This window comes from Erythrobacter aureus, from assembly GCF_003355455.1.
Classification (GTDB): Bacteria; Pseudomonadota; Alphaproteobacteria; order Sphingomonadales; family Sphingomonadaceae; genus Qipengyuania; species Qipengyuania aurea.
Map to the genome: position 1 here is coordinate 822,871 of NZ_CP031357.1, position 23,706 is coordinate 846,576.

Annotated in this window: 22 protein-coding genes; 9 read left to right on the forward strand and 13 right to left on the reverse strand. The window is 63.6% G+C overall.

The genetic code is table 11. The annotated features are described in order from the left end of the window. Positions 1-7: 7 nt before the first annotated feature. Together DVR09_RS04110 and dut are read left to right on the forward strand one after the other, a co-directional pair. Entirely contained in the window at positions 8-1,696 is a 1,689-nt protein-coding gene (locus DVR09_RS04110) for a bifunctional phosphopantothenoylcysteine decarboxylase/phosphopantothenate synthase (RefSeq protein WP_115415808.1), read from the forward strand. Further along, on the forward strand, positions 1,689-2,150 hold the full coding sequence (gene dut / locus DVR09_RS04115; protein ID WP_115415809.1) for a dUTP diphosphatase: 462 nt from the start codon (positions 1,689-1,691) through the stop codon (positions 2,148-2,150). The genes DVR09_RS04110 and dut overlap by 8 nt, the downstream gene beginning before the upstream one ends. Here dut and DVR09_RS04120 read toward each other — a convergent pair. The 5 genes from DVR09_RS04120 to secB form a co-directional block, all read right to left on the reverse strand. Next, entirely contained in the window at positions 2,147-2,440 is a 294-nt protein-coding gene (locus DVR09_RS04120; protein WP_115415810.1) for a hypothetical protein, read from the reverse strand. The genes dut and DVR09_RS04120 overlap by 4 nt on opposite strands. 169 nt (positions 2,441-2,609) lie before the next feature. Continuing rightward, a complete protein-coding gene (locus tag DVR09_RS04125; protein ID WP_174223720.1) occupies positions 2,610-3,314 on the reverse strand; it encodes a DUF4136 domain-containing protein in 705 nt (234 codons plus the stop codon). Between the two features lie 176 nt (positions 3,315-3,490). Continuing rightward, positions 3,491-4,504 carry a tryptophan--tRNA ligase gene (gene trpS, locus DVR09_RS04130; RefSeq protein ID WP_115415811.1) on the reverse strand — a complete coding sequence of 338 codons (1,014 nt, stop codon included), beginning with the start codon at positions 4,502-4,504 and terminating at the stop codon, positions 3,491-3,493. Positions 4,505-4,520: 16 nt separating this feature from the next. Next, on the reverse strand, positions 4,521-6,092 hold the full coding sequence (murJ, locus tag DVR09_RS04135; protein ID WP_115415812.1) for a murein biosynthesis integral membrane protein MurJ: 1,572 nt from the start codon (positions 6,090-6,092) through the stop codon (positions 4,521-4,523). 30 nt (positions 6,093-6,122) lie between these two features. After that, a complete protein-coding gene (gene secB, locus DVR09_RS04140) occupies positions 6,123-6,656 on the reverse strand; it encodes a protein-export chaperone SecB (RefSeq protein WP_115415813.1) in 534 nt (177 codons plus the stop codon). A 254-nt stretch (positions 6,657-6,910) separates the two neighbouring features. Between secB and DVR09_RS04145 the strand changes: the two genes are divergently transcribed. The 3 genes from DVR09_RS04145 to DVR09_RS04155 are packed head-to-tail and all read left to right on the forward strand — an operon-like array spanning position 6,911 to position 9,341. After that, the gene (locus DVR09_RS04145) at positions 6,911-7,567 is read left to right on the forward strand and encodes a Tim44/TimA family putative adaptor protein (protein ID WP_115415814.1); all 657 of its coding nucleotides are present in this window, start codon (positions 6,911-6,913) and stop codon (positions 7,565-7,567) included. Between the two features lie 26 nt (positions 7,568-7,593). Beyond that, a complete protein-coding gene (gene mltA / locus DVR09_RS04150; protein WP_115415815.1) occupies positions 7,594-8,778 on the forward strand; it encodes a murein transglycosylase A in 1,185 nt (394 codons plus the stop codon). Continuing rightward, complete coding sequence (locus DVR09_RS04155) at positions 8,775-9,341, forward strand: Smr/MutS family protein (RefSeq protein ID WP_115415816.1); 567 nt, start codon at positions 8,775-8,777, stop codon at positions 9,339-9,341. Before mltA ends, DVR09_RS04155 begins: the two co-directional genes overlap by 4 nt. 4 nt (positions 9,342-9,345) lie before the next feature. Here DVR09_RS04155 and DVR09_RS04160 read toward each other — a convergent pair whose 3' ends face one another. From DVR09_RS04160 to ahpC, 4 genes are all read right to left on the reverse strand, one after another. Beyond that, the gene (locus tag DVR09_RS04160) at positions 9,346-10,896 is read right to left on the reverse strand and encodes a catalase (protein ID WP_115415817.1); all 1,551 of its coding nucleotides are present in this window, start codon (positions 10,894-10,896) and stop codon (positions 9,346-9,348) included. A gap of 161 nt (positions 10,897-11,057) precedes the next feature. Beyond that, positions 11,058-13,271 carry a catalase/peroxidase HPI gene (katG, locus tag DVR09_RS04165; protein WP_115415818.1) on the reverse strand — a complete coding sequence of 738 codons (2,214 nt, stop codon included), beginning with the start codon at positions 13,269-13,271 and terminating at the stop codon, positions 11,058-11,060. 238 nt (positions 13,272-13,509) lie between these two features. Further along, on the reverse strand, positions 13,510-15,099 hold the full coding sequence (ahpF, locus tag DVR09_RS04170) for an alkyl hydroperoxide reductase subunit F (protein WP_115415819.1): 1,590 nt from the start codon (positions 15,097-15,099) through the stop codon (positions 13,510-13,512). 172 nt (positions 15,100-15,271) lie between these two features. Then, on the reverse strand, positions 15,272-15,838 hold the full coding sequence (ahpC, locus tag DVR09_RS04175; protein ID WP_115415820.1) for an alkyl hydroperoxide reductase subunit C: 567 nt from the start codon (positions 15,836-15,838) through the stop codon (positions 15,272-15,274). Between the two features lie 294 nt (positions 15,839-16,132). On the opposite strand from ahpC, the gene DVR09_RS04180 reads away from it, so the two are divergent. Then, entirely contained in the window at positions 16,133-16,519 is a 387-nt protein-coding gene (locus DVR09_RS04180; RefSeq protein WP_115415821.1) for a hypothetical protein, read from the forward strand. Positions 16,520-16,637: 118 nt separating this feature from the next. On the opposite strand, the gene DVR09_RS04185 is transcribed toward DVR09_RS04180, so the two are convergent. Beyond that, the gene (locus DVR09_RS04185; RefSeq protein WP_115415822.1) at positions 16,638-18,341 is read right to left on the reverse strand and encodes a GGDEF domain-containing protein; all 1,704 of its coding nucleotides are present in this window, start codon (positions 18,339-18,341) and stop codon (positions 16,638-16,640) included. Between the two features lie 62 nt (positions 18,342-18,403). After that, complete coding sequence (gene aroC / locus DVR09_RS04190) at positions 18,404-19,492, reverse strand: chorismate synthase (RefSeq protein WP_115415823.1); 1,089 nt, start codon at positions 19,490-19,492, stop codon at positions 18,404-18,406. A 308-nt stretch (positions 19,493-19,800) separates the two neighbouring features. On the opposite strand from aroC, the gene ruvA reads away from it, so the two are divergent. After that, positions 19,801-20,409 carry a Holliday junction branch migration protein RuvA gene (gene ruvA / locus DVR09_RS04195; RefSeq protein WP_115415824.1) on the forward strand — a complete coding sequence of 203 codons (609 nt, stop codon included), beginning with the start codon at positions 19,801-19,803 and terminating at the stop codon, positions 20,407-20,409. Further along, positions 20,406-20,963 (forward strand): DsrE family protein, encoded by a 558-nt coding sequence (locus tag DVR09_RS04200; RefSeq protein WP_115415825.1) that lies wholly within the window; start codon positions 20,406-20,408, stop codon positions 20,961-20,963. Before ruvA ends, DVR09_RS04200 begins: the two co-directional genes overlap by 4 nt. 37 nt (positions 20,964-21,000) lie before the next feature. Here the strand turns inward: DVR09_RS04200 and DVR09_RS04205 are convergent, their stop codons facing one another. After that, positions 21,001-21,336 carry a GIY-YIG nuclease family protein gene (locus DVR09_RS04205; RefSeq protein WP_234041550.1) on the reverse strand — a complete coding sequence of 112 codons (336 nt, stop codon included), beginning with the start codon at positions 21,334-21,336 and terminating at the stop codon, positions 21,001-21,003. 62 nt (positions 21,337-21,398) lie between these two features. Between DVR09_RS04205 and ruvB the strand changes: the two genes are divergently transcribed. Further along, the gene (gene ruvB, locus DVR09_RS04210) at positions 21,399-22,424 is read left to right on the forward strand and encodes a Holliday junction branch migration DNA helicase RuvB (RefSeq protein WP_115415827.1); all 1,026 of its coding nucleotides are present in this window, start codon (positions 21,399-21,401) and stop codon (positions 22,422-22,424) included. 584 nt (positions 22,425-23,008) lie between these two features. On the opposite strand, the gene DVR09_RS17090 is transcribed toward ruvB, so the two are convergent. Continuing rightward, positions 23,009-23,665, reverse strand: a complete 657-nt coding sequence (locus DVR09_RS17090) for a hypothetical protein (RefSeq protein ID WP_234041551.1) — start codon at positions 23,663-23,665, stop codon at positions 23,009-23,011. Between the last annotated feature and the right edge of the window lie 41 nt (positions 23,666-23,706).

A 23,706-nucleotide genomic window follows, 5' to 3' on the forward strand; every position in this document is an offset into this window, starting at 1 on the left:
GCGCGGCATGAGCGGTCCGAAGATCCTGCTCGTCATCGGCGGCGGCATCGCGGCCTACAAGTCGTGCGAGCTCGTCCGGCTGATCCGCAAGGCGGGGGGCGAGGTGACGTGTGTGCTGACCAAGGGCGGACAGCAATTCGTCACCCCGATGGCGCTCGCCGCCCTGTCCGAGAACAAGGTCTATACCTCGCTGTTCGATCTCAAGGACGAGGTCGAGATGGGGCACATCCAACTCAGTCGCGAGGCCGACCTCGTGGTCGTTTGCCCTGCCACCGCAGACCTGCTGGCCAAAATGGCGGCCGGCATTGCCGACGATCTCGCCACCACGCTGATCCTCGCCACCGACAAGCCGGTGCTGACCGTGCCGGCGATGAATGTGAAGATGTGGGAGAATTCGGCAACCAAGCGCAATGCCGACTGGCTGCGCCAGGCGGGTGTGGCAGTAATGGATCCGGACGAAGGCCCGATGGCGTGCGGCGAGTTCGGTCCAGGCCGGATGCCCGAGCCACCTGCGATCCTGGGCCGCATCGGCGAGGAGCTGGGTCTCGATATCGAGCTGCCCGAACTGATGGCGCCCGCGCCCGCGCAGCTTGCGGCGCCCAAAGAGGACATCGCCGACGATTCCTACACGGCGGAAGACCTCGAGGACGAGGACGAGGCGGAGCCGAGCGGCGGCGGATTGGGCGGCCTGCTTGCGATGATTATTCCGCGCTCGACCCAGCAGCGCAGCCACGAGGAGATCGAGGCCGAGCTCGAGGACTTGCCCGAAGCGGATGCGCCCGAGATCGCCGAACCGCCCGAGGCGGGCGAACCGCTGCCCGATGCGGGCCCGATCCTTGCCCAGAAGGGCAAGGCGTCGTCCGCCCCGCCGATCGACCCCGCAGCGCTCAACCACGAAGTCGCTCGGCAGGACATGCGCGCCATGCCGCAGCCGGTCGCGGATCGGACTGCGACCACTACAGTCGCATTCGACGATTCCCCGCTGGCGGGACAGGCCGCTTTCGATCCCGATCCGGCGCATCGCCCACTCTACGGCAAGCATGTGCTGATCACCGCCGGGCCGACCCGCGAACCGATCGATCCGGTGCGCTATATCGCCAACCGGTCGAGCGGGAAGCAGGGCTTCGCCATCGCCGCGATGGCCGCCGCCGCCGGTGCGCGGGTCACGCTGATCGCCGGGCCGGTCCATTTGCCGACGCCGGTGGGGGTGGACCGTGTCGATGTGGAAACGGCCGAGGACATGGCCGAAGAGGTGCGCCGCGCCCTGCCGGTAGACATCGCCTTCATGGTCGCCGCCGTTGCCGACTGGAAGAGCAAACATGTCGCGGGCGAAAAGATGAAGAAGCGCGGCAGCGCACCGCCAGCCCTGATCCTGGCCGAGAACCCCGACATCCTCGCCAGCACCGCCGCGGGGCAGAAACGACCGACATTGTTGATCGGCTTCGCCGCGGAGACCGAGAACGTGGTCGAGAATGCCAAGTCGAAGCGCAAGCGCAAGGGCGCCGACTGGATCATAGCCAACAATGTTTCGGGCGCGGAAGGCGACAGCGTGATGGGCGGCGACCTGAACCAGGTTCACATCGTCACCGCGAGCGGTGTCGAAAGCCTGCCGGAAATGCCCAAGGAAGACGTGGCGCGCGAACTGGTGCTTCGCGCCGCCGAAGCCCTGCATCCCGTAGAGGACGACCATGACTGAACCCGTCGGCGTGCGGCTCAAGCGCCTGCCTCATGGACGCGGGCTCGATCTGCCCGCCTATGCCACCAGCGGCGCGGCGGGGATGGACGTGCTCGCGGCCGAAGACCTGACCCTGAAACCGGGCCAGCGCCATGCGGTTGCGACCGGCTTAGCCTTGGCGATCCCCGAAGGGTATGAAATCCAGGTCCGCCCGCGTTCGGGCCTGGCATTGAAGCACGGCATTACCGTGCCGAACACGCCGGGCACGATCGACAGCGATTATCGGGGTGAGGTGAAGGTCATCGTAATCAATCATGGCGCTGGCGATTTCGCGATCGCGCGGGGCGACCGTATCGCCCAACTGGTGCTGGCTCCGGTCACCCAGGCCGCGTGGGAAGAGGTCGAAGAACTCGACGAGACCGATCGCGGTGCGGGCGGTTTCGGATCAACCGGCGGGCACGCGCGGCTTGGCTAGATGACCTTGCCGGTCGCCAGTTCGACCCAAAGGAGCATCGCGATTGCAACCGCCCCGCCAATGCCGATCAGCCGCGCCGAGGGTGTCCGGGCGAGCCGCAAGACGATTTCCAGGCCGATGCCGAGCAGGGCGAGCAGCGCGGCCATGCCCGCGAAATCGCGCAGATCCCAGGCCACTTCGCCGGTGAATTGCATCGCGATTGCCGGGGTCATCAGCACCAGCAGGGCCAGGCCGACATATACGCGACGGACCGATCCCGATCGGGGCAGCCGCAAGTCGGGTCTAATCATTTCCCATCTCCTTCGCCTGGTATTTTAGCCGGGGAAGGGCGCGAATGCCCAGGTCGCCCATCGAGCGAGCAGGGACGCAGGCAGAATTAAGCGAACGCAAACAAACGAAAAAGGGCGGTCCGATCCATCGGCCGCCCTTTTCCTGTCATTGCGTCGGTCGGATGCGCCGCTAGTCGATACGGCGCACCGTGGTCTTTTCCGGGGCGATCGAGATGCGCAGCGTCTCGCCCGAATTGCCCGGGAAGTCGGTAAACATCGCCTCGACCAGATTGGGCACCAGATATTGCAGACGGTTCGAGGTGGATACCGCCTGGGCCTTGCCTTCGAACAATCGCTCGCCGGTCGCCGCGCGGTCGATCTTCATGTCGATGCCGCTGGTATAGACGGTGTAGCTGCGCACCTCGGGGCCGCCGAACCACGGATCGTAGAAGCCGTAGCCCCAGCGACTGCCGTAATAGCGCGGGCGGTAATATCCGAGCCGCGAACGGTAGCCGAAGGGCGAACGGTAACCGTACCAGGGCGAATAGAACGGGTCGTGAAAGCCTGTCGTGCGCACACGCTCTCGCCCATTGTCGACCCCGTAATCGAAGCGCACCAGCAACGAGGCATCGTCTGCCGATCCAGCTTGCGCATATCCAAGCCGCGCCATCTGCGCTTCGACGAGATCGGCATATTGAGCGAATTCGAGCCCGCCCGCCAGCGCCGGGTCATCCGCGACCACATAGTAACTTTCGCCCTGCGGGGCGGGCAACTGCGTCTGATAGCGCGAAACGTCGGCTTTGAACGGCGTGGCGCAGGCGGCAAGGCCTGCCAGGATCATCGGAACGGAGGCAAGCTTGAGTGTGCGCCCCCAACCCTTTTTGCGGTCGGTCATCATCAGTCCTCTTCGAACGAGCACGCAGTCTACCACGATTACGCGCATTTGCGCAGTCCGCCGCTTCCCCAAGGCACACTGCCAGTAACTGTGCCTGTGTGTAGACGAACGCCCATGAACCCGATTTGAATGCCCAGATTCACATTTCTTGTATCTACGTACCGTCTTTGAAGGACTTAACGGATAAGACCCAACGCAGTGTAGGCCGCCTCCAATGTCGGCCGTCCGATTTCGCGCGCCTGGCTGGCGCCGCGCGCGAGGATTGCATCCAGCGCTTCGCGGTCGTCGAGCAATGCGGTGAAGCGCTCCGAAATAGGGCGCAGGGTTTCCACCAGCAGTTCGCCCAGCGCCGGCTTGAATTTACCGAAACCCTCGCCGCCGAAGTCCTTCAGCACGTCCTCGACGCTGGCATCGGTCAGCGCGGCATAGATTGTGACGAGGTTCAGCGCCTCGGGGCGATCTTCCAGACCCTTTTCCTCGCTCGGCAGGGGTTCTGGATCGGTTTTGGCCTTCTTGATCTTCTTCATCACCTCGTCGGGCGAGTCGGCGAGTTCGATGCGGCTCATTTCCGAAGGGTCGGACTTGCTCATCTTCTTGGTTCCGTCCCGCAGATTCATGATCCGCGCGGCCTTGGGCGGGCTGATCGGATCGGGCAGGGTGAATACCGGCGCATCCTCGGAAGCGAAGTCGTTATTGAACTTCTGCGCGATGTCTCGGGCGAGTTCGAGATGCTGCTTCTGATCCTCGCCCACGGGGACGTGCGTTGCCTGATACAGCAGTACGTCGGCCGCCTGCAGCACCGGATAGGTGAACAGCGCCGCGCTGGCACCTTCGCGGTTCTTGCCGCTCTTGTCCTTGAACTGCGTCATCCGGTTCAGCCAGCCCATCCGCGCAGTACCATTGAGCAACCATTGCAGTTCGGCATGGGCGGGCACCTGTGCCTGATTGAACAGCACGCTGCGCGACGGATCGATGCCGCAGGCGACCAGCGCGGCGGCCATCTCCAGCGTCGCCCGTCGCAATTCCGCCGGGTCATGCGGCATGGAAATCGCATGCAGATCGGCAAGGAAGAACAGGCATTGCTCGCCTTCGCCCATCTCGTCCTGCATCCGCACCCAATTGCGGATCGCCCCCAGATAATTGCCGAGGTGGAGATTGCCGGTAGGTTGGATGCCGGAAACTACTCTCATTGCAGGGCGCATGGGATCAGGGATTCCTCTTTTTGGTGAGGGCAGCGATGCGCTGCCGGTCGATGGCGCCGACGGCGAAGGCGACGCCGAAATAGACGATGGCCGAACAGGCGACGAGCACCGCGAGGGCGGCGAGGCGCGCGAACAGTCCCGCAGCGAACCAGCCGGTTAGCAAATCGCGCGCATAGAACAAGGCAAGGCCCATCGCCCCGGCTGCGACCAATTGCCGCGCGATCCGCAGCAGCAGCGCGCCCGGCAGCGCGTACCAGCCGCGTTTCGCCAGTACGAGGCAGAGGAAGCCGACATTGATCCAGGCGCCGATCACGCTGGCATAGGCGACGCCGATCACTCCGAACCGCTGGAGGAAGGCGAGGTTGAAGGCAATGAACACGCCCAGCGATATAAACGCCGCGACTACGGGCGTTTTGGTGTCCGCCCGGGCGTAGAAATTGGGCACCAGCACCTTTACCAGCACATAGGCCGGAAGCCCCAGCACCAGCGCGGCCAGCACTTCGCCCGCAATGGCTGCATCCTCCACGCTGAACCGGCCGCCCTGGAAAATCATGGTCACGAAAGGCGTGGCGCAGATCGCCAACGCCACCGCTGCGGGAATGGTCAGCAGCATCGACAGTTCGATCGCGTCGGACTGGATGCGATCGGCGCCTTCCTTGTTGTCGCTGCCAACGAATTTCGACAGCGTCGGCAGGATCGCGGTGGACAGCGCAATGCCGATGATCCCAAGCGGCAACTGGTTCAGCCGATCGGCATAATTCATGTAGCTCACCGAGCCTGTGGCAAGCTGGTTGAGGAAATAGAGCTGGACGAGCGTGTTGATCTGGTAGGCGCCGCCGCCGATCGCGGCGGGCAGGGCGATGATCGACAGGCGCTTTACCTCGGGCGTGATCCGCGGCCACAGCAGGCGCGGGCGGAAGCCTTCCACCCTGCTCCAGTAATAGAGCCAGGCCAGTTGCAGCACGCCGCCCCCGGTGACCGCCCAGGCCACGCCGAAGGCGACCTGCTCGACGCTCCAGCCGAGCGCGCCCATGGCAAAGTCGCCCGCCAGCAGCGCGGCGATCAGCACCAGGTTGAGGATGATCGGAAAGCTCGCCCCGGGGGCGAAGCGGCTGACCGAATTGAGCATTCCGGTAAACAGCGTGACCAGGCTGACCAGGACGATATAGGGAAACATGATCCGCGCGAAGGCGACGGCGATATCGAATGTCGCGGGATCGACCGGCTTGTCCGACAACAACCAGATAACCCCCGGCATGGCGAGCATCATGATCGCGGACAATGCGATCAGCACCGGCAGGAATACGCTCAGCACATCGTCGGAGAAACTGCGCGCCTCCTCGATCCCGCCTTCGCCGTTCAGGCGTTTCGAGAACATCGGGACGAAGGCGGCGGAAAACGCCCCTTCCGCGAACAGGCGGCGGAAGACATTGGGGATGATGAAGGCCTGAAACCAGGCATCGGTTACCGCATTGGCGCCGAGGACGCGCGAGAAAATCATCTCGCGCGCCATCCCGGCCACGCGGCTGACCATGGTCAGCCCGCCGATCGTCCCGACGTTCTTGAGCAGGCTCACCTGTCAGAGCCTCGGTTGCAAGTCAGGCGCTCAGGCGTCGCCAGCGGGCGGCGTTGCGCCCTGGGCTTGCTGTTCCTGCGCGCGGGCGGCCAATTGCTGCTGGTAAAGCGCGCCGAAATCCATCGGATCGAGCATCAGCGGCGGGAAGCCCGCATCGCGGCTGGCATCGGCGATCACGCGCCGTGCGAAGGGGAACAGCAGGCGCGGTGCTTCGGCGAAGAGGAAGGCGTGCGCATGTTCGTCGGGCAGGTTGCGCATGCCCATCAGCCCGCAATAATCGAGGTCGATCAGGTAGAGATTGCCCTGGCTGGTCTTGGCCGTGGCCGTGATCTTCAGCGTTACCTCGTGGACCTCGTCGGTAACTTTGTCGGCGCCGATATTGACCTGCACGTCGAGCTGCGGTTGCTCGTTCCACTGGAAACATGCGGGCGCGTTCGGGTTTTCGACCGACAGGTCCTTGATATATTGCGAGATAATGCCCGCGCTGGGCTGGTTGTCGACGCCATTGGCGCCGGCTGCGGGATCCATGTTGAGGTCGGTGAGAACGTCGCCTTCGTCGGCCATGAGCAGTCGCTTTCCAATTATCCGAATGTGCGTCCCCGCGAGCCGCTGGTGGTCGCGCGGGACTGTCGGGGCGCGCGCCTAGCATTGTCGGCGGCGCGTAGCAATGCGTGGCCGCGAGCGGTCGCGGCACAGGGCGATGTTCGTCGCACTACCATTGTCGGTTTGTAATTCCTTCCTATCTAGGGCAGGAAAGACGCTGGACTGCCGGGGGCACGCTGCCGCCCGCAAAAGAAGTAGGGAAGCAGGTTACTTACGTGATCATCGAGATCGTCATTCTCGCCATGATCGCCGCCTTTCTCGGGCTGCGGCTCTATTCGGTGCTCGGTCGCCGTTCGGAGCATGAGGAAGAGGTGATTCCACACCGGTTCGAACGTGGGGATACCCCGCCGCGTGCGGACAATCCGCCGCGTCAGCTACGCCAGCCGGTCGTTCTGCGCGGGGTCGACGACAGCCGCGCGCCGGCCAACGAAGCGGGCGTCCGCGCGATTGCTTCGGCAGATCCGGCTTTCGATCTGCTCGGCTTTCTCGAAGGGGCCAAGAGTGCCTATGGCATGATCCTCGAAGCTTTCTGGAACGGCGACAAGGAAACCCTGCGCGAACTCACCGACGATGACGTTTATGCCAGCTTCGCGGGCGCCATCGATGCGCGCGAGGAAGCGGGCGAAACGCTCGACAACCGTCTGATCCGGATCGAGGACGCCAGCGTCCATTCCGCCGAACTCGACGGGCGGACCGCCCGCATCGCGGTGCTTTTCGTCGCCGATATCGCTGCCGTGACGCGCGATGCCGATGGGAATGTGATTGCCGGTTCGCTGGACGATGCGATCGAGAGCCGCGACATATGGACATTCCGCCGCAATATCGGCGCGTCCGATCCCAACTGGGTGCTCGACGAGACGGACGAGGGCTGACGCCCCGCGCGCAACGGGGAGGGTTCATGCACAAATCGATGGTGATCGCGATGACGCTGGCGCTTGCTGCCTGCGTCAGGATGGTGCCCGATACCAGGCCGGTCCAGGGTGTGGCGCTACCGCCGGGAACCGTCTCCAGTGCCGCCTTCGCGCCGATCGAGCGCGGAGCGGATGTCGCATCGTTGGGGTTGGCGCCCGACGATGCAGGCACGGCGCTGGTATCCTTCATCGAATCCTGCCCCTCGATTCTCAAGCGTGAGGATGCGAGCGGGCTGACCTTTGCCGAAGACTGGCGCCCCGCCTGCGAAGCCGCGGCAACGTGGCCGGTGTCCGATGCGCGGCGCTTCTTCACCAGCTATTTCGAAACCGCGCGTGTGGGCGATGGCGCGGCGTTCGCCACCGGCTATTTCGAGCCCGAAATCCGCGGTAGCCGCACCCGCATGCCGGGCTATGACGTGCCCATCTACGCCGTGCCCCCGGAACTCGTGCGGGCCTGGCCCGATGATATGCCTGAAAGCGAGCGCGAAGGGCGGCCCCCCCTCGGGCGTTACAATGCCGGTGGGGCCTTCGTCCCCTTTTACGACCGTACCGAAATCGAACTCGGCGCGTTGGAAAATCGCGGGCTGGAGATAGCCTGGGCGGCGGACCCGGTAGAGTTCTTCTTCCTCCAGATTCAGGGCTCGGGTCTGCTGCGCCTGCCCGACGGTTCGCTGATGCGGATCGGTTATGCGGGCCAGAACGGGCGCGAATATGTCGGCATCGGGCGCGTCATGCGCGAGCGCGGTCTGATCGGCGAAGGCACGCCTTACGAAACCTCGATGCAGGGCATCATGGCCTATATTCGCGACCATCCCGCCGAGGGGCGCGACATCATGCGCCTCAATAAAAGCTGGGTGTTCTTCCGCGAGCTGAATTCGGATGGCCCGCTGGGTTCGCTGGGCGTGCCGGTCCGCCGTGAAGCCTCGGTCGCGGTCGACCCTAAATTCGTGCCCTACGGGGCGCCGGTATTCCTCGATATGGAAACCGATGTCGCCGATGGCCTGTGGATCGCGCAGGATACGGGCGGCGCGATCAAGGGGGCCAATCGGTTCGATACATTTTGGGGCAACGGCCAAGATGCGCGGGAGATTGCGGGCGAGATGAGCGCGCGCGGATCGGCGCTGGTTCTGCTGCCGCGAGGGACGATCGAACGGCTCCAAGCCCGGCGATGAGCGCGCCGCGCGGATTGTCGGCGGAAGAGGCCGCTGCATGGGAGAAGGTTGCGGCGACGACAGTGCCGCTGCATCCGCTCAAGCCTGTCCAACCCCGCCCCGCGCATGAGGCGAAAGCGCCCGCCCGGCCCGCACCGCCCAAAAAGGCAAGCTTGCCGCGCGCGCCGAAGCCGGCCCGCATCGCGCCGCCGCCGCCGACCCGGCCGACTCAACCCGACCGGGGTCTCGATTCGCACTGGGATCGGCGGCTGAAATCCGGCGGGCTGCAGCCGGAACTGACGCTGGACCTGCATGGCCACAATCTCGATGCCGCCTATGACCGGCTGATGAGCGGGGTGGCGCAGGCACGGGCGATGGGCGCGCGCACGATCCTGCTGATCACGGGCAAGCCGCGCCCGGTGGCGTCGGCGGATCGCAGCGAGCGCCGCGGTGCGATCCGCGCCAAGGTGCTCGACTGGCTGGCTGCCTCGAGCCACCATTCGGCCATCGCCGCCGTCCGCCGTGCGCATCAGCGCCACGGCGGAGACGGTGCACTCTACATCGTGCTCAGGCGCGAACGCTGAAGGGTCATTCGGCGTCGGCCTTCGCCGCCGCGCCCTCACCGGAAATCGCCACTGCGCTGGCCATACCCGGTGCGTTCGACTTACCGCCAATTTTGTCGCGGACGGCCTCTTCGATGCGATCGCCGATCGCGGCATCGACATTGCGCCAATATTCGAACGCCCGCACCAGAACCTTCTCGCTGACGCCATCGGCCAGATGGCCCGCGACATTGGACACGAAGCGATCGCGCTGCGCATCGTCCATCACGTCGCGCACGAGGATGCCCGCCTGTGTCCAGTCGTCATCGTCTTCGCGCAGGGTGTAGGCCTGCCGCACCATATCGCCATCGGCGTGCCAGGTCGCTTCGCCGCCCACTTCGGGCTGGGCCGCCGGTCCGCCATAGGAATTGGGGGCATAGACCGGATCGACGGCATTCTTCACCCGCATGTCGCCTGCGCGCGAATAGGAATGGACCTCCGCGTTTTTGGCCGAGTTCACCGGAATCTGCTTGTAATTCACGCCCAGCCGCGCGCGATGCGCATCGGCGTAGGAAAAGCCGCGAGCCAGCAGCATCTTATCGGGCGACAGACCGATGCCGGGGACCATATTGTTGGGTTCGAAGGCGAGCTGTTCGATCTGCGTATCCCAATCGACCGGATTTTCATTGAGCACCAGCTTGCCGACTTCGATCAGCGGATAATCCTCATGCGGCCAGACCTTGGTCAGATCGAACGGGTTGATGCGATAGGTCTTGGCATCCTCATAGGGCATGATCTGCCATTTGAGCGTCCAGCTCGGGTAATCGCCCTTGTGGATAGCGTCGAACAGGTCGCGACGGTGATAGTCGCTGTCCTCGCCCGCTTTCTCGACTGCCTCGTCCTGCGTCAGATGGGCATTGCCGCTTTCCGTCCCGACGTCGGTGTGGAAGTGGAATTTGACCCAGAACTTCTCGCCATCCTCGTTGATGAGCATGTAGGTATGGCTGCCATAGCCGTTCATCTCGCGCCAGTTCTTGGGCACGCCGCGATCGCCCATCAGATAGGTCACCTGATGTGCGCTTTCCGGGCTCAGCGTCCAGAAATCCCACATCATGTCGTGATCGCGTAAGGCATTGTCGGCGCGGCGCTTCTGGCTGCGGATGAAGTGCTGGAACTTCAGCGGATCGCGGATGAAAAAGATCGGCGTGTTGTTGCCGACCATGTCGAAATTGCCGTCTTCGGTATAGAATTTGACCGAAAAGCCGCGCGGGTCGCGCCAGGTGTCGGGGCTGCCACGTTCGCCCGCCACGGTGGAAAACCGCATTGCGACATCGGTCTTCACGCCCGGCTGAAACAGCTTGGCCTTGGTATATTTCGAAACGTCTTCGGTCGTCTCGAAGTAACCGAATGCGCCCGAACCCTTGGCATGCGGTTGGCGCTCGGGAATGCGCTCGCGATTGAAGTTCGCCATCTGCTCGATGAGATAGTGATCGTTGAGGACGATAGGACCGTCGCGGCCGATCGTCAGCGAGTGCTCGTCGCTCTGAACCGGGATGCCTGCATCGGTGGTGGTGGGGGGGATTTTTGTGCCGGACATGGGCGACGCCTTTCTGTGTGATTGCGATAGACATACGAGCCGATCGCCGGTTCGGGTCCCGGGCCTGGTGATACATTTTGCCGTTCGGTGTGATCGGATCGCGCGAATACAAAAACCCCCGGCATCGCTGCCGGGGGTTTCGTGCGAACCGGCGGGCCGGATCAGTGATATTTGGCGTATTCGAGATCGAAACGATCGGCTTCCATCACCTTGGTCCAGGCCTTGACGAAATCGTCGACGAACTTCCGCTCGTTGCCGTTTTCGGCATAGACTTCGGCCACGGCGCGGAGCTGCGAATTCGATCCGAAGACGAGGTCGGTGCGCGTGGCGTGCCACTTCACATCCCCCTTGAGCCGGCACTTGCCGACGAACTCCTCGTCTCCGCTCTCATCGACCACTTCCCACACCGTGCCCATGGCGAGCAGGTTGGTGAAGAAGTCGTTCGACAGCACGCCGGGGCGATCGGTGAGGACGCCGATGCTGTTGCCATGCTGCGTATGCTTGCTGACCGCTCCCAGTGCCCGCATGCCGCCGAGCAGCGCGGTCATTTCGGGCATGGACAGGCCGAGCAGATGCGCCCGGTCGACCAGCATGTCTTCGGTCTTCACGCTCGCCTTGGTCCTGAGATAGTTGCGGAACCCGTCGGCAAACGGCTCGAGCGGTTCCCAGCTTTCGGCGTCGAACTGATCTTCGGTCGCATCGCCGCGGCCGGTGCTGACTGGCACGGTGATGTCGTAACCGCCATCCTTCGCCGCCTTCTCGATCGCCGCCGCACCGCCCAGAACGATGGCGTCGGCCATCGAGATGTCGCCGCGCAGCTCGTCGAGCTTGGCCAGCACCTTGCCCAGTTCCTCGGGATCGTTGACCGCCCAGTTCCTGAGCGCATCGAAGCGGATATGCGCGCCATTGGCGCCGCCGCGATGGTCGGAATTGCGATAGGTCGAGGCCGAGGCCCAGGCTGCCTTGACCAGTTCGCTGACGGAGAGGCCGCTATCGAGGACCGCCCGTTTGAAGTCGGCGACCGCGCTGTCCGACGCCTGCTTCCCGGCCGGGACCGGGTCCTGCCAGATCAGGTCTTCGGCCGGAACTTCGGGGCCGAGATAGCGGACCTTTGGCCCCATGTCGCGGTGGCACAGCTTGAACCAGGCGCGGGCGAAAGCGTCGTCGAGCGCGGCCTGATCGTCGCGGAAGCGTTCGGAAATCTTGCGATATTCCGGGTCGCGTTTCAGCGCCATATCGGCGGTGGTCATCATGGTCGGGACCTTCTTGGACGGATCGCGCGCATCGGGCGCCATGTCCTCGGGATCCGGATCGATCGGCTGCCACTGGTTCGCGCCGGCGGGCGACTTGACCAGTTCATAGTCGTATTTGAACAGCAGGCGGAAATAGTCGCCGCCCCACTGGGTCGGATTGGGCGTCCAAGCCCCCTCGATACCGCTGGTGGTGATATGGCCCTTGCCGATTTCTTCGGGGTCGGTCAGCCAGCCAAAGCCCATGGTGTGCAGGTTTTCGCCCTCGGGTGCCTTGCCGAAAGTATCGGAAGGCTTCGCGCCATGCGCCTTGCCGAAGGCGTGGCCGCCAGCAGTCAGCGCGACCGTTTCCTCGTCGTTCATGGCCATGCGGGCGAAGGTTTCGCGCATGTCGCGCGCCATGCCTTCGGCATCGTGCGGATTGCCGCCCGGACCTTCGGGATTGACGTAGATCAGCCCCATCTGGATCGCCGCGAGCGGGTTTTCGAGCGCCTTGCCCTCATCGGGAATGATGCGCGTTTCCGCACCGGTATCGACCCACTGTTCTTCGGTGCCCCAATAGACGGTTTCGGGCTCGAACACGTCCTTGCGCCCGCCGCCGAAGCCGAACACCGGGCCGCCCATCGACTCGATCGCGACATTGCCGGTGAGGATGAACAGGTCGGCCCAGCTGATGTGCTTGCCGTATTTCTGCTTGATCGGCCACAAGAGGCGGCGCGCCTTGTCGAGATTGCCATTGTCGGGCCAGCTATTGAGCGGGGCGAAGCGTTGCTGGCCGCTGCCCGCGCCGCCGCGTCCGTCGCCGGTGCGATAAGTGCCCGCCGCGTGCCATGCCATGCGGATGAAGAAAGGGCCGTAATGGCCGTAATCGGCCGGCCACCAGTCTTGGCTGTCGGTCATCAGATCGGTCAGGTCGCGTTTCAGCGCCTGATAGTCGAGCGCGTTGAACGCCTCGCAATAGTCGAAATCCTCGCCCATCGGGTCGGCACTGCGGCCGCCCTGCTGGAGGATTTCGAGTTGAAGGCTGTCGGGCCACCAATCGCGGTTGGTACGGCCCAGCAAGCCGCGCATCCCGCCATCGCCATGGAAGGGGCAGCCGCTCATTTCACCTGTCTTGGCGTCCATCGTCTCTCTCCACTCTCTTTAGATTCGAAAATCCGGTGAAAGGATGATGCGCCTTTGTCGTTAATTCGTCCAATCGATTAATTGCGTCGAATTGATTGCCTCAGGCGATGATGTGCAGTTGTTTTCCCGTCATCGCGAGGAGCCGCAGGCGACGCGGCAATCCATGGTGGCGAAACCAACATCTGCGGCACATTGGATTGCCGCGCGACTGCGTCGCTCGCAATGACGGGGATGTTTTCTAGGCGGCTTGCGCGACGTCCTCGGCCGGCTCGGTGCGGATGAGGTAATCGAAGGCCGACAGGCCTGCCTTCGAGCCTTCGCCCATCGCCACGACGATCTGCTTGTAGGGCACGTCGGTAACGTCGCCTGCACCGAAGACGCCGGGAAGGTTGGTGCGACCTTCCTCGTCGGTGACGATTTCGCCGAATTTGGTGAGTTCGAGGCCCGAACCCTGCAGCCATTCGGTATTGGGGACGAGGCCGATCTGCACGAACACGCCTTCCAAATCGATGCGGCGCTCCTCGCCCGACTGGCGGTCCTTCAGCACGAGGCCGTCGACCTTGCCGTCCTTGCCGGTGATCTCGGTGGTCTGCCCGCTGGTGACGATCTCGACATTGGCCATCGAGCGCAGCTTCCTTTGCAGCACCTCGTCGGCGCGCAAGTGATCGTCATATTCGATCAGCGTGACGTGGCCGACGATCTTGGCCAGGTCGATCGCCGCCTCGACGCCCGAATTGCCGCCGCCGATCACCGCGATGCGCTTGCCCTTGAACAGCGGACCGTCGCAATGCGGGCAATAGGCCACGCCCTTGTTGCGATATTCCGCTTCGCCCGGAACGCCGAGATTGCGCCAGCGCGCGCCGGTGGCGAGGATCAGGCTGCGCGCCTTGAGGCTCGCACCATTGCCAAGCTCCACCGTGTGCAGACCGCCTTGCTTCTCGGCAGGTATCAGCTTCACTGCCTTGGCGAGGTCCATCAAGTCGATGTCGTATTCGCCCACATGGCGCTTCAATTCGCCGGCCAGCTTCGGCCCTTCGGTATAGACCGTGCCAGGCAGGTTCTCGATCCCCAGCGTATCGTGCAACTGCCCGCCGAAACGTTCGGCGGCGATGCCCGTGCGAAAGCCCTTGCGCGCGGTATAGATGGCGGTTGCTGCCCCGGCCGGGCCGCCGCCGACCACCAGCACTTCGAATGGGTCCTTGGCCGACAGTTTCTCTGCCGCTTTCGCTTCGCTGCCCGTGTCGAGCTTCGCCAGGATTTCGGCCAGTTCCATCTTGCCGTTGTAGAACGGTTCGCCATTGAGGAAGGTCGCGGGCACGGCCATGACCTCGCGTGCATCGACCTCGTCCTGATAGGTCCCGCCTTCGATCAGCGTGGCGGTTATGCGCGGGTTTTCCAGCGCCATCAGGGTCAGCGCCTGCACCACGTCGGGGCAGTTGTGGCACGACAGCGAGAAATACATCTCGAAAGCGTAATCGCCTTCAAGTCCGCGGATCTGTTCCAGAAGATCGGCATCGACCTTGGGCGGGTGCCCCCCGGCCCATAGCAGGGCCAGCACAAGGCTGGTGAATTCGTGACCCATCGGCAGGCCCGCGAAACGAACCCACTTTTCCGCATCGCCGCCGCGGCGAATGACGAAGCTGGGCTTGCGCTCATCGGTTCCGTCGAAACTCGCGCTCGCAAGGTCGTGAAGCGCGGCGATTTCTTCGAGCAATTCGCGCGTCTGCGTGCTTTTGGCGTCATCGCCGAGCGAGGCGACCAGTTCGACCGGTTCGCGCAGGTTCGCGAGATAGGTCTTGAGCTGCTGGGTCATGGTTGCGTCGAGCATGGGCGGACTCCGGGCTCCGGGTGGGACGAAGGATTCGATAATCTTGAGGAAGGGAAAAGGCCCGGGGCGAGGGGGGAGGGGGGTGCCCCGGGCCTTCCAGCGACCCGAGTTTTAGGCTCGGGCTCTTATGCGGGCGCCCTTAGAGCGCCCGATCTGTCATCAGGCTTAACGCCTAGATCTTGCCGACGAGGTCGAGCGAAGGCGCCAGCGTGTCTTCGCCTTCTTCCCATGCGGCCGGGCAGACCTGGCCGGGATTGTTGCGCACATACTGGGCCGCGCGAATCTTGCGTACCAGTTCGTTGGCATTGCGGCCGACACCTTCGCAGGTCTGTTCGACGAGCTGGATGACGCCATCGGGATCGACCACGAAGGTCGCCCGATCGGCAAGGCCGGCGCCTTCACGCAGTACGTCGAAATTGCGTGCCAGCACGTGGTTCTGGTCGCCCAGGAACGGGAAGTTCAGCTTGCCGATCTTCTCGCTGGTGTCGTGCCATGCCTTGTGGCTGAAATGGGTGTCGGTCGATACGCCATAGACTTCGACGTCCAGCTTCTGAAGCATTTCGTAATGTTCGCCGAGGTCTTCGAGTTCGGTCGGGCAGACGAAGGTGAAGTCGGCCGGATAGAAGAAGAAAACGGCCCACTTGCCCTTCACGTCTTCGTCCGTGACTTCGAAGAAGTCCTTGCCGGCCTGGAAGGCGGTGGCGGTGAACGGTTTGATCTGGCTTCCGATGATACCCATGAATGTCTCCGTAGTTCGGGTTGAAACTGATGGGGGTCAGATAGGCCTTGTTGCGATGCACAAAAGCGATAAGTTGCGATTGCGAGGATCGAAATAATCGATCAAATCGATGGAACCTTCGATAAGCTCTGCATCTGGACGCGTTCGTGCATTTTCCATCCTGTGCTGTTCGGCTCGCGCGGTTGCCGCCACAAAGCCGCCCATGGAGGAACGCGTGTATGGACGGGTCGTTGTACCTGTCATGCGGGCCGACGATGACGTGAAGGCTGCGACCTGTTTACGAGGAGGAACTCGATGATGCGGAAACTGGGAATTTCGATGGCGATCACGGCGCTGGTCGGCCTTGCCGCGTGCGAGCAGGCTGAGCAGGATGCCGACCCGAATACCGCAGAAACGGAAATCGCGGAGGCGGAAATCGAGCAGGTTACCGGCTCGGAAGCTCCGCTGGCGGAACGCAAGATCAGCTTCTGCGATGGCGAAGGCAACCGCTATGCGAGCGAAGAGGAAGCGCAAGCCGCCGGTCTCGAACCAGCGGAATACGGAGCAACCTATTGCCCCGAATATCTCGAGCCGACCATGCACCCGAGCTGGGATAAGGACGGCGATGGCCTAAACGATTGCGAGAAGGACGGTATTTGCGACGATTCGGTCGATTACACCCAGCCCGGACCCGACGCATAACGTACTACATTCGATGCGCGGCGGAGTGTCCCCCGCGCGGGAAAGCCGCGGTTTTCAAGCCTAGCTATGCGGGGCTGACAAACGCGCGGGACGCAAGGGCCATCGCGTTCCGTCCGGTTCATGCGGCATCCTTTGGCGCCCTGGGTTTGCGCACGATGGCCGAAGATTCGGTTCTTTCGAAATAGGCTAACCGTTCGACAACCATGCGGTCGCGGCCTTCGTCCTTGGCGCGATAAAGAAGGACATCGCACCGCGAATACAAGGTCTCGTAATCGAGTTCGCTATTCGCATCGATCCCGGCGAGAATGATGACACCCATGCTGCATGTTACTTGCCATTCGATTTCCGGTACGTCGCTTGCGATAGCCTTCGCGACGGCTTGACGAAGATCGGCAAGCTGCTTTTCCGGCCGGCGGTGGGTTGTTTGGATCAGGAACTCCTCGCCGCCCAAGCGTATGGCGCGTGTCTGCGGTTCGGTGCGCAAAACGTCGGCGAGTGCGCAGAGCACGCGATCGCCGACGATATGGCCATAGGTGTCGTTGATTGCCTTGAAATAGTCGATATCGAGGATGGCGATGGCCGATGAACCGACAATCGGTTCGCTCTTATCGTCGAGCGCACGCCGGTTGAGGAGCCCGGTGAGGCTGTCGTGTCGGCTCACCTCGTCGAGTTCATCGGCACGGACAATCGCTAGATCCCTTTCACGCCGCAATGTCAGAAGACGATCGGCAACGCCAAGAGTGACTGCGACTTCTTCGAACACGCATCCGATATAAAAGAACAATGTCGTATCATACTGCGCGCCGATCGGGCTTAGCTGTCCCAGAAGGCGCCAGCCGCCAAGCAGCATGAGCGGAGCGAGGCCGACTATCAGATACCAGACGTATCGGCTGCCCCGCCGCGCGGCGGTTGCGAGATACACGACGAGAAACGCCAGGATGGGGACGAAACCCATATGGTAAGCTTGGAATTGCCAGTTCGGCGCGGCCAGCGGAAATACCGCATTGGCGACGCTAATGAACAGCGCCCAGCCCGCGAAAATGATGGCCATTTTTCGCAAGCGAGGGGGTACGGCGTCTCGCTCGACGAAATGGGTGGCGAAAATCAGGGTCGCTGCAACCGTGAAGCCGGTGTCGGCCAGCGCCATGCGGACGAGAAGGCCCATCGGCACTCCCGCTATCTTCGATAAAAGACCCGAATTGATAAGAACCGTGGCGAGCAGGGTCGTTGCGGTGGCGAAATGCCAGAATACGAATTTCTGCCGGAGCACCTGATAGACCGCCATTCCGAAGATCAACGGCATGACGAGCATGCCAGCCAGAGCGGCAATCAAAAGAACGAGATTGTCGAGCCCGGGCTCGGCGGCGGGATCGCGATCGACCAGACGGGTGGTTGTCACCACACGCGGATCACCTAGTCGGTCGATAGCCACAACCACATCTCTGCCCGGTGGGGTCGGCAGCTTGAAGAGGTCGGTGCCGACGACCGGTGCGAGATCATCGATCTTCCAGGACCGGCTGCGAATACGCCCGTCAGTATCCCGCGTCACCACATGGATCCGCTCGAAAACTCCGCGTTGGGCCGTAACGAAGCGCGTACCGCCATGTGTTGGCCCGGCATCGATGCGCAAAAAAATCCGTTCATTGTCGAGCGAAACCGTTTCGCCATCGCATCGCCAGTCCTGCGCGAAGGCCTCGGCTCCTGGCGCGCCTTTCGCTACGGGTAGCGCGGCAATGCAATTCTCCACGCCAGCCTGAACGGAAGCGCTGGTGGGCGCTGCAAGGCTGATCGCGAAGAGAAACAGGATCAGTAGCGGTCTCATCGAACGACCACCACTAAGGCAGGCTCTAGAACATACGGTTAATATGCTATGATTGCGGGCTATCACCCCTGCCAGCACTGCGCGCGGTGGAGCAGCTTGTGATCGGCCAGCACCAGCGCCATCATCGCTTCGACCACGGGTGTTCCGCGGATACCGACGCACGGATCGTGGCGGCCCTTGGTGCGCACTTCGGTTGCCTCGCCGTCGCGGGTCACGCTGGCGACAGGGGTGAGGATCGAGCTGGTCGGCTTGAAGGCCACGCGGCAGGTCACCGGCTGGCCGGTCGAGATGCCGCCCGCGATCCCGCCTGCATGGTTGGCCTCGAAACGGGGGCCGTCATTGCCCCCATCGTTTAAGGAGGGGCGCATCGGGTCGGCGTTCTGTTCGCCGGTCAGCCGCGCGGCCTCGAAACCGTCCCCAATCTCGACCCCTTTGACTGCGTTGATGCTCATCATGCCCGCCGCCAGATCGCTGTCGAGCTTGGCATAGACGGGTGCACCCCAGCCCGCCGGCACACCATCGGCCACGCATTCGACCACCGCGCCGAGCGACGAGCCGGCCTTGCGCGCCTCGTCGACCAGCCTTTCCCAGCGCAATGCGGCCTGTGCGTCGGGGCACCAAAAGGGATTGCGCGCGATTTCCTCGCGGTCGAAATTCGCGGGGTCGATCCGGTCACCGCCGATTTCCGCGACATAGGCGACGATGCTTACCTCGGGGATGACCAGCCTCGCCACGGCGCCCGCCGCCACGCGCATCGCCGTCTCGCGCGCCGAACTGCGCCCGCCGCCGCGATAGTCGCGGAAGCCGTATTTCGCGTCATAGGCATAGTCGGCATGGCCCGGTCGATAGGATTTCGCGATTTCGGAATAGTCCTTCGATCGCTGGTCGGTGTTCTCGATCAGCAGGCTGATCGGCGTGCCCGTGGTCTTGCTCTCGAACACGCCCGACAGGATGCGGACCGCATCCGGTTCCTGGCGCTGGGTGGTGAACTTGTTCTGCCCCGGCTTCCGTGCGTCGAGGAAGGGCTGGATGTCGCTTTCGGACAATGCGATCCCCGGCGGGCACCCGTCCACCACCGCGCCGATCGCGGGGCCGTGGCTTTCGCCCCAGGTGGTAAAGCGCAGGGTCCGTCCGAATGTATTCCAGCTCATGCGCCTGTCTTGTCCCAAGCGGCCGGGCCTGTCCACTTTGCCTTTTTTGGGGTGGGGTGAAGCCGAGATTTTCCTACATGGCCGAAAGTCTGCGATAGGAATGGGGAGTGAGAAAGGGGGGGCGGGGTGCCCGCAATGTGTCACCCTAGGCATCGAGTGATATTACGCCACAAAATCATGGACTTGTGTCATGAATCGATTGGGTGACAGGGTGTCGCCTTTGTCACCCCGACCCGGCTGGGGCAGGTGCTGGCGATAATTCGGCCGCCGGACTGGTCAAGGCGCCCAATGTCGGGCAGGAACAAACCATGATTGCAAAGCTCAAGGGATTGCTCGACGAAACCGGCGCCGACTGGGCGGTGATCGATGTGTCGGGCGTCGGCTATCTCGTCCATTGCTCGACCAAGACGCTCGCCGCGCTGGGCGAGGTGGGCGGGGCCTGCACACTCTATACCGATTTGCAGGTGAGCGAGACCGATATGCGCCTGCTGGGTTTCGCCGAGGCCGCCGAGCGGGACTGGTTCCGCCTGCTCACCCAGGTACAGGGTGTCGGCAGCAAGGTGGCACTGGCGATCCTCTCCGCGCTTTCGACGGGCGAGGTGCAGGCGGCCTGCTCGAACGGCGACGCGGCGATGATCGCGCGCGCAAACGGTGTCGGGCCGAAGCTGGCGGGGCGCATCGTCAACGAGCTGAAGGACAAGGCCGGCGCGCTGCCGGGCGGCGGGATGGTCGGCGCTGCGGGTGTCGCCGTGACCCACGCGGGCAGTGCCAGCGCCGATGCGGTGAGCGCGCTCGAAAACCTCGGCTTCAAACCCGCCGTGGCCGCGCGCGCGGTGGCCGCGGCACAGGGCGAACTGGGCGAAGATGCGGGCGAGGGCGACCTCATCCGCGTCGCATTGAAGAGGGCAGCAGGATGAGAGTGGCAATTTTGCGATATGCGATGACGGCGGCCTTGGCGGCACTGGTAGCTTCGGCGGCGAGCGCGCAGGACATGAGCGCCTTCGAGACGGGGCCGGTGTTCAAGGACTTCGGGCCTCACGCGCCGGTCGAGGGCGTGGGAAAGCTGTCGGCGGGCACGGCGTTCAAGCACAGCTTCGACGTCAGCGAGGCTGCGAGCGAGGGGAAGGCCAACCGCCATATCGAAAGCGCCGCGCGCTTCATCAACATGCACGCTGCCGCCGGAGTCGATCCTGAGGATATTCAGGTCGTGGTCGTGGTTCACGGCGGCGCTTCGCTCGATCTGCTCAAGGAACCGGCGTGGGAGGCACAGGGCAAGCCCGGCGTGAACGCCAGCCACGCCCTGGTGCGCGACCTTCTCGACCACGGTGTGCGGGTAATCCTGTGTGGCCAGAGCGCCGTCGCGCATGGCATTGCCCGGTCCGATCTCATCCCCGGCGTCGAGATGGCGCTCTCCGCCATGACCGCGCACGCGGTGCTGCAGCAAGCGGGCTATACGGTGAACCCGTTTTGAGTGGGATATCCCCCCATGTCGTCATCCTGAACTCGTTTCAGGATCCATTTTTCGGCTCGTCCGAAGCAAGCGGCTCGAAGCCCAATTCTATAGCCAAATCTATCCAGTGCGGATTGTCCCCTTCGATGAGGTTGATCTTCCATTGACGATGCCAGCGCTTCAATTGCTTCTCGCGCAGGATCGCGTCCTCCATGTCGCCGAACATCTCGAAGCGCACGAGACGATGGACCTTGTAGCGCGCCGTAAATCCGCCTGTAAGGCCCTCCCGGTGTTGATAGAGACGCTGCATAAGGTCGCTGGTGACGCCGACATAAATCGTTCCGCGCGGCTGACTCGCAAGGATGTAGACGCAGGGTTGGTGCTCGATCGGCATGCGTGGGTGATTGCCGCGCGATGGATGCTGAAACAAGTTCAGCATGACGGTATGGGGGTGGTGTGACCGAACCCGTCCCCCTCCATTCGCCCGACCGGCAGCCCGAAGACCCGGATGCGGCGCTGCGGCCCAAGAGCCTTGCCGAGTTCGTCGGACAGAAGGCGGCGCGCGAGAACCTTCGCGTGTTCGTCGAGGCTGCCAAGCAGCGCGGCGAGGCAATGGACCATGTGCTGTTCTTCGGCCCGCCCGGGCTAGGGAAGACGACGCTGGCGCAGATCGTCTCGAAGGAGCTGGGCGTGGGGTTCCGCGCCACTAGCGGCCCGGTCATCGCCAAGGCGGGCGATCTGGCCGCACTGCTCACCAATCTCGAGCCCAACGACGTGCTCTTCATCGACGAGATTCACCGGCTCAATCCGGTGGTCGAGGAGATTCTCTATCCGGCGATGGAGGACCGCGCGCTCGATATCATCATCGGCGAAGGGCCGTCGGCGCGCAGCGTGCGGATCGACCTGCCGCCCTTCACGCTGGTCGGCGCGACCACGCGGCAGGGCTTGCTGACCACGCCGCTGCGCGACCGCTTCGGCATTCCGGTGCGGCTGACTTTCTATACCGAGGACGAGCTGCTCAAGGTCGTCACCCGCGGCGCGGGGCTGCTCGGCATGGGCATCGACGAGGGCGGCGCGCGCGAGATTGCCCGCCGTTCGCGCGGCACCCCGCGCGTCGCAGGCCGCCTGATGCGCCGAGTGCGCGATTTCGCCAGCGTGCTGGGCGAGCCGATCGTGACCACGAAAGTGGCGGATGAGGCCCTGACCAGGCTCGAGGTCGATTCGCTCGGCCTCGATGCGATGGACCGCCGCTATCTCACCATGATCGCAACGACTTACAAGGGTGGCCCGGTCGGGGTGGAAACGCTCGCGGCGGGCCTGTCGGAACCGCGCGACACGGTGGAGGAGGTGATCGAACCCTATCTCATCCAGCTCGGCCTGATCGCGCGAACCGCGCGGGGGCGCTGCCTCAACGATGGAGGCTGGGCGCATCTCGGCTTGTCGCCGCCATCGACACCGCAGGGAGACATGTTCGACAAATAGGGTTATCGAAGCGGTAAGAAAGCTGCATCAGAGGGTCCCGAAACGGGACGGGGCTTGCACAACCCTCGTATTTCCGCGAAAAATTTACTTTCTAGATGCATGAGCGATCAGTAAATTCGCGCGAAAATCCGAAAACGGGAGTCGCAGAAAGAATCAAGGGTCGCTGCAAGGCGCGGAAATTCCTCCGCTCCTTGGGCGGTCGCAAGAGGAAGTTTCACGATGTCGGTCAAGTCAGCTCTAGCCAAACTCTCGGCCACCGCGGCGGGTGGAGCGTTGCTTGCAGGCGGCGCGGTGCATGTCGCGGAAAAGCCGATTTCCGACAATCCGCAATACAAATCGAAAGCGGTGAAATACGTCAAGCAGGCCAAGCCGCGCGCCGTGCCGCGGCCGACCGTGCCGCGTGCCCGCACCATTCCACGCCAGGTCGAATGCGTGCCCGCCGAATCGCCCGAAGCGGCCTATAACCCGAACAATATCTGCCCGCCGGTCTATCGCCAGGCGATGGCCCCCGTTCCCGTACCTCCGCTGCCGGCAGCGGCGCCGGTCGGCGGTGGCGGCTCGGCCCGCTCGATCCCGGGCGGTGGCTATGGCGGCGGATATGGCGGCGGCTTCGGCGGCGGCTTCTTCGGCGGGTTCTTCACCGGCTCGAGCGGAGGCGGCAGCGTCATCGTCAATTCGACCACCACGACCGGGGGCGAAACGCCCGACGTGATCGTCGACGTATCGACCACCACGTCTACCGGCGGCAGTTCCACCTCGACCTCGACGGGTGGGTCCTCGACCTCGACCTCTACAGGAGAGGTTTCCACAACGACCAGTTCGAGCAGCAGCACGGGTGAGGTGTCCACTTCGACCGGCGCGGTTACGAGCACTACGAGCACGGGTGAGGTTTCGACCTCGACCGGCGCTGTCTCGACATCCACGGGAGAGGTGTCGACCTCCACCGGCAACGTTTCGACCTCCACGGGAGAGGTGTCCACCTCTACCGGCGGTGTCTCGACCTCTACCGGCGAAGTGTCGACGACGAGCGGCAACATCACCTCGAGCACCAGTTCCTCGTCCTCGACCAGCACGTCGAGCTCATCGTCGTCTTCCACCTCGACCTCGAGTTCCTCCTCGACCAGCACGTCGAGCTCCAGCTCAACCTCCAGCTCGGGCAGCAGCAGCGGGACCGACGTGCCGGCGCCGCCGATGATGGCGCTGTTCGGTATGGCGGCCGCCGCGATTCTCGGCCGTCGCAAGTTCCGCATCAAACGCGGCGCCTGAGGAAATTGCCTGCGGC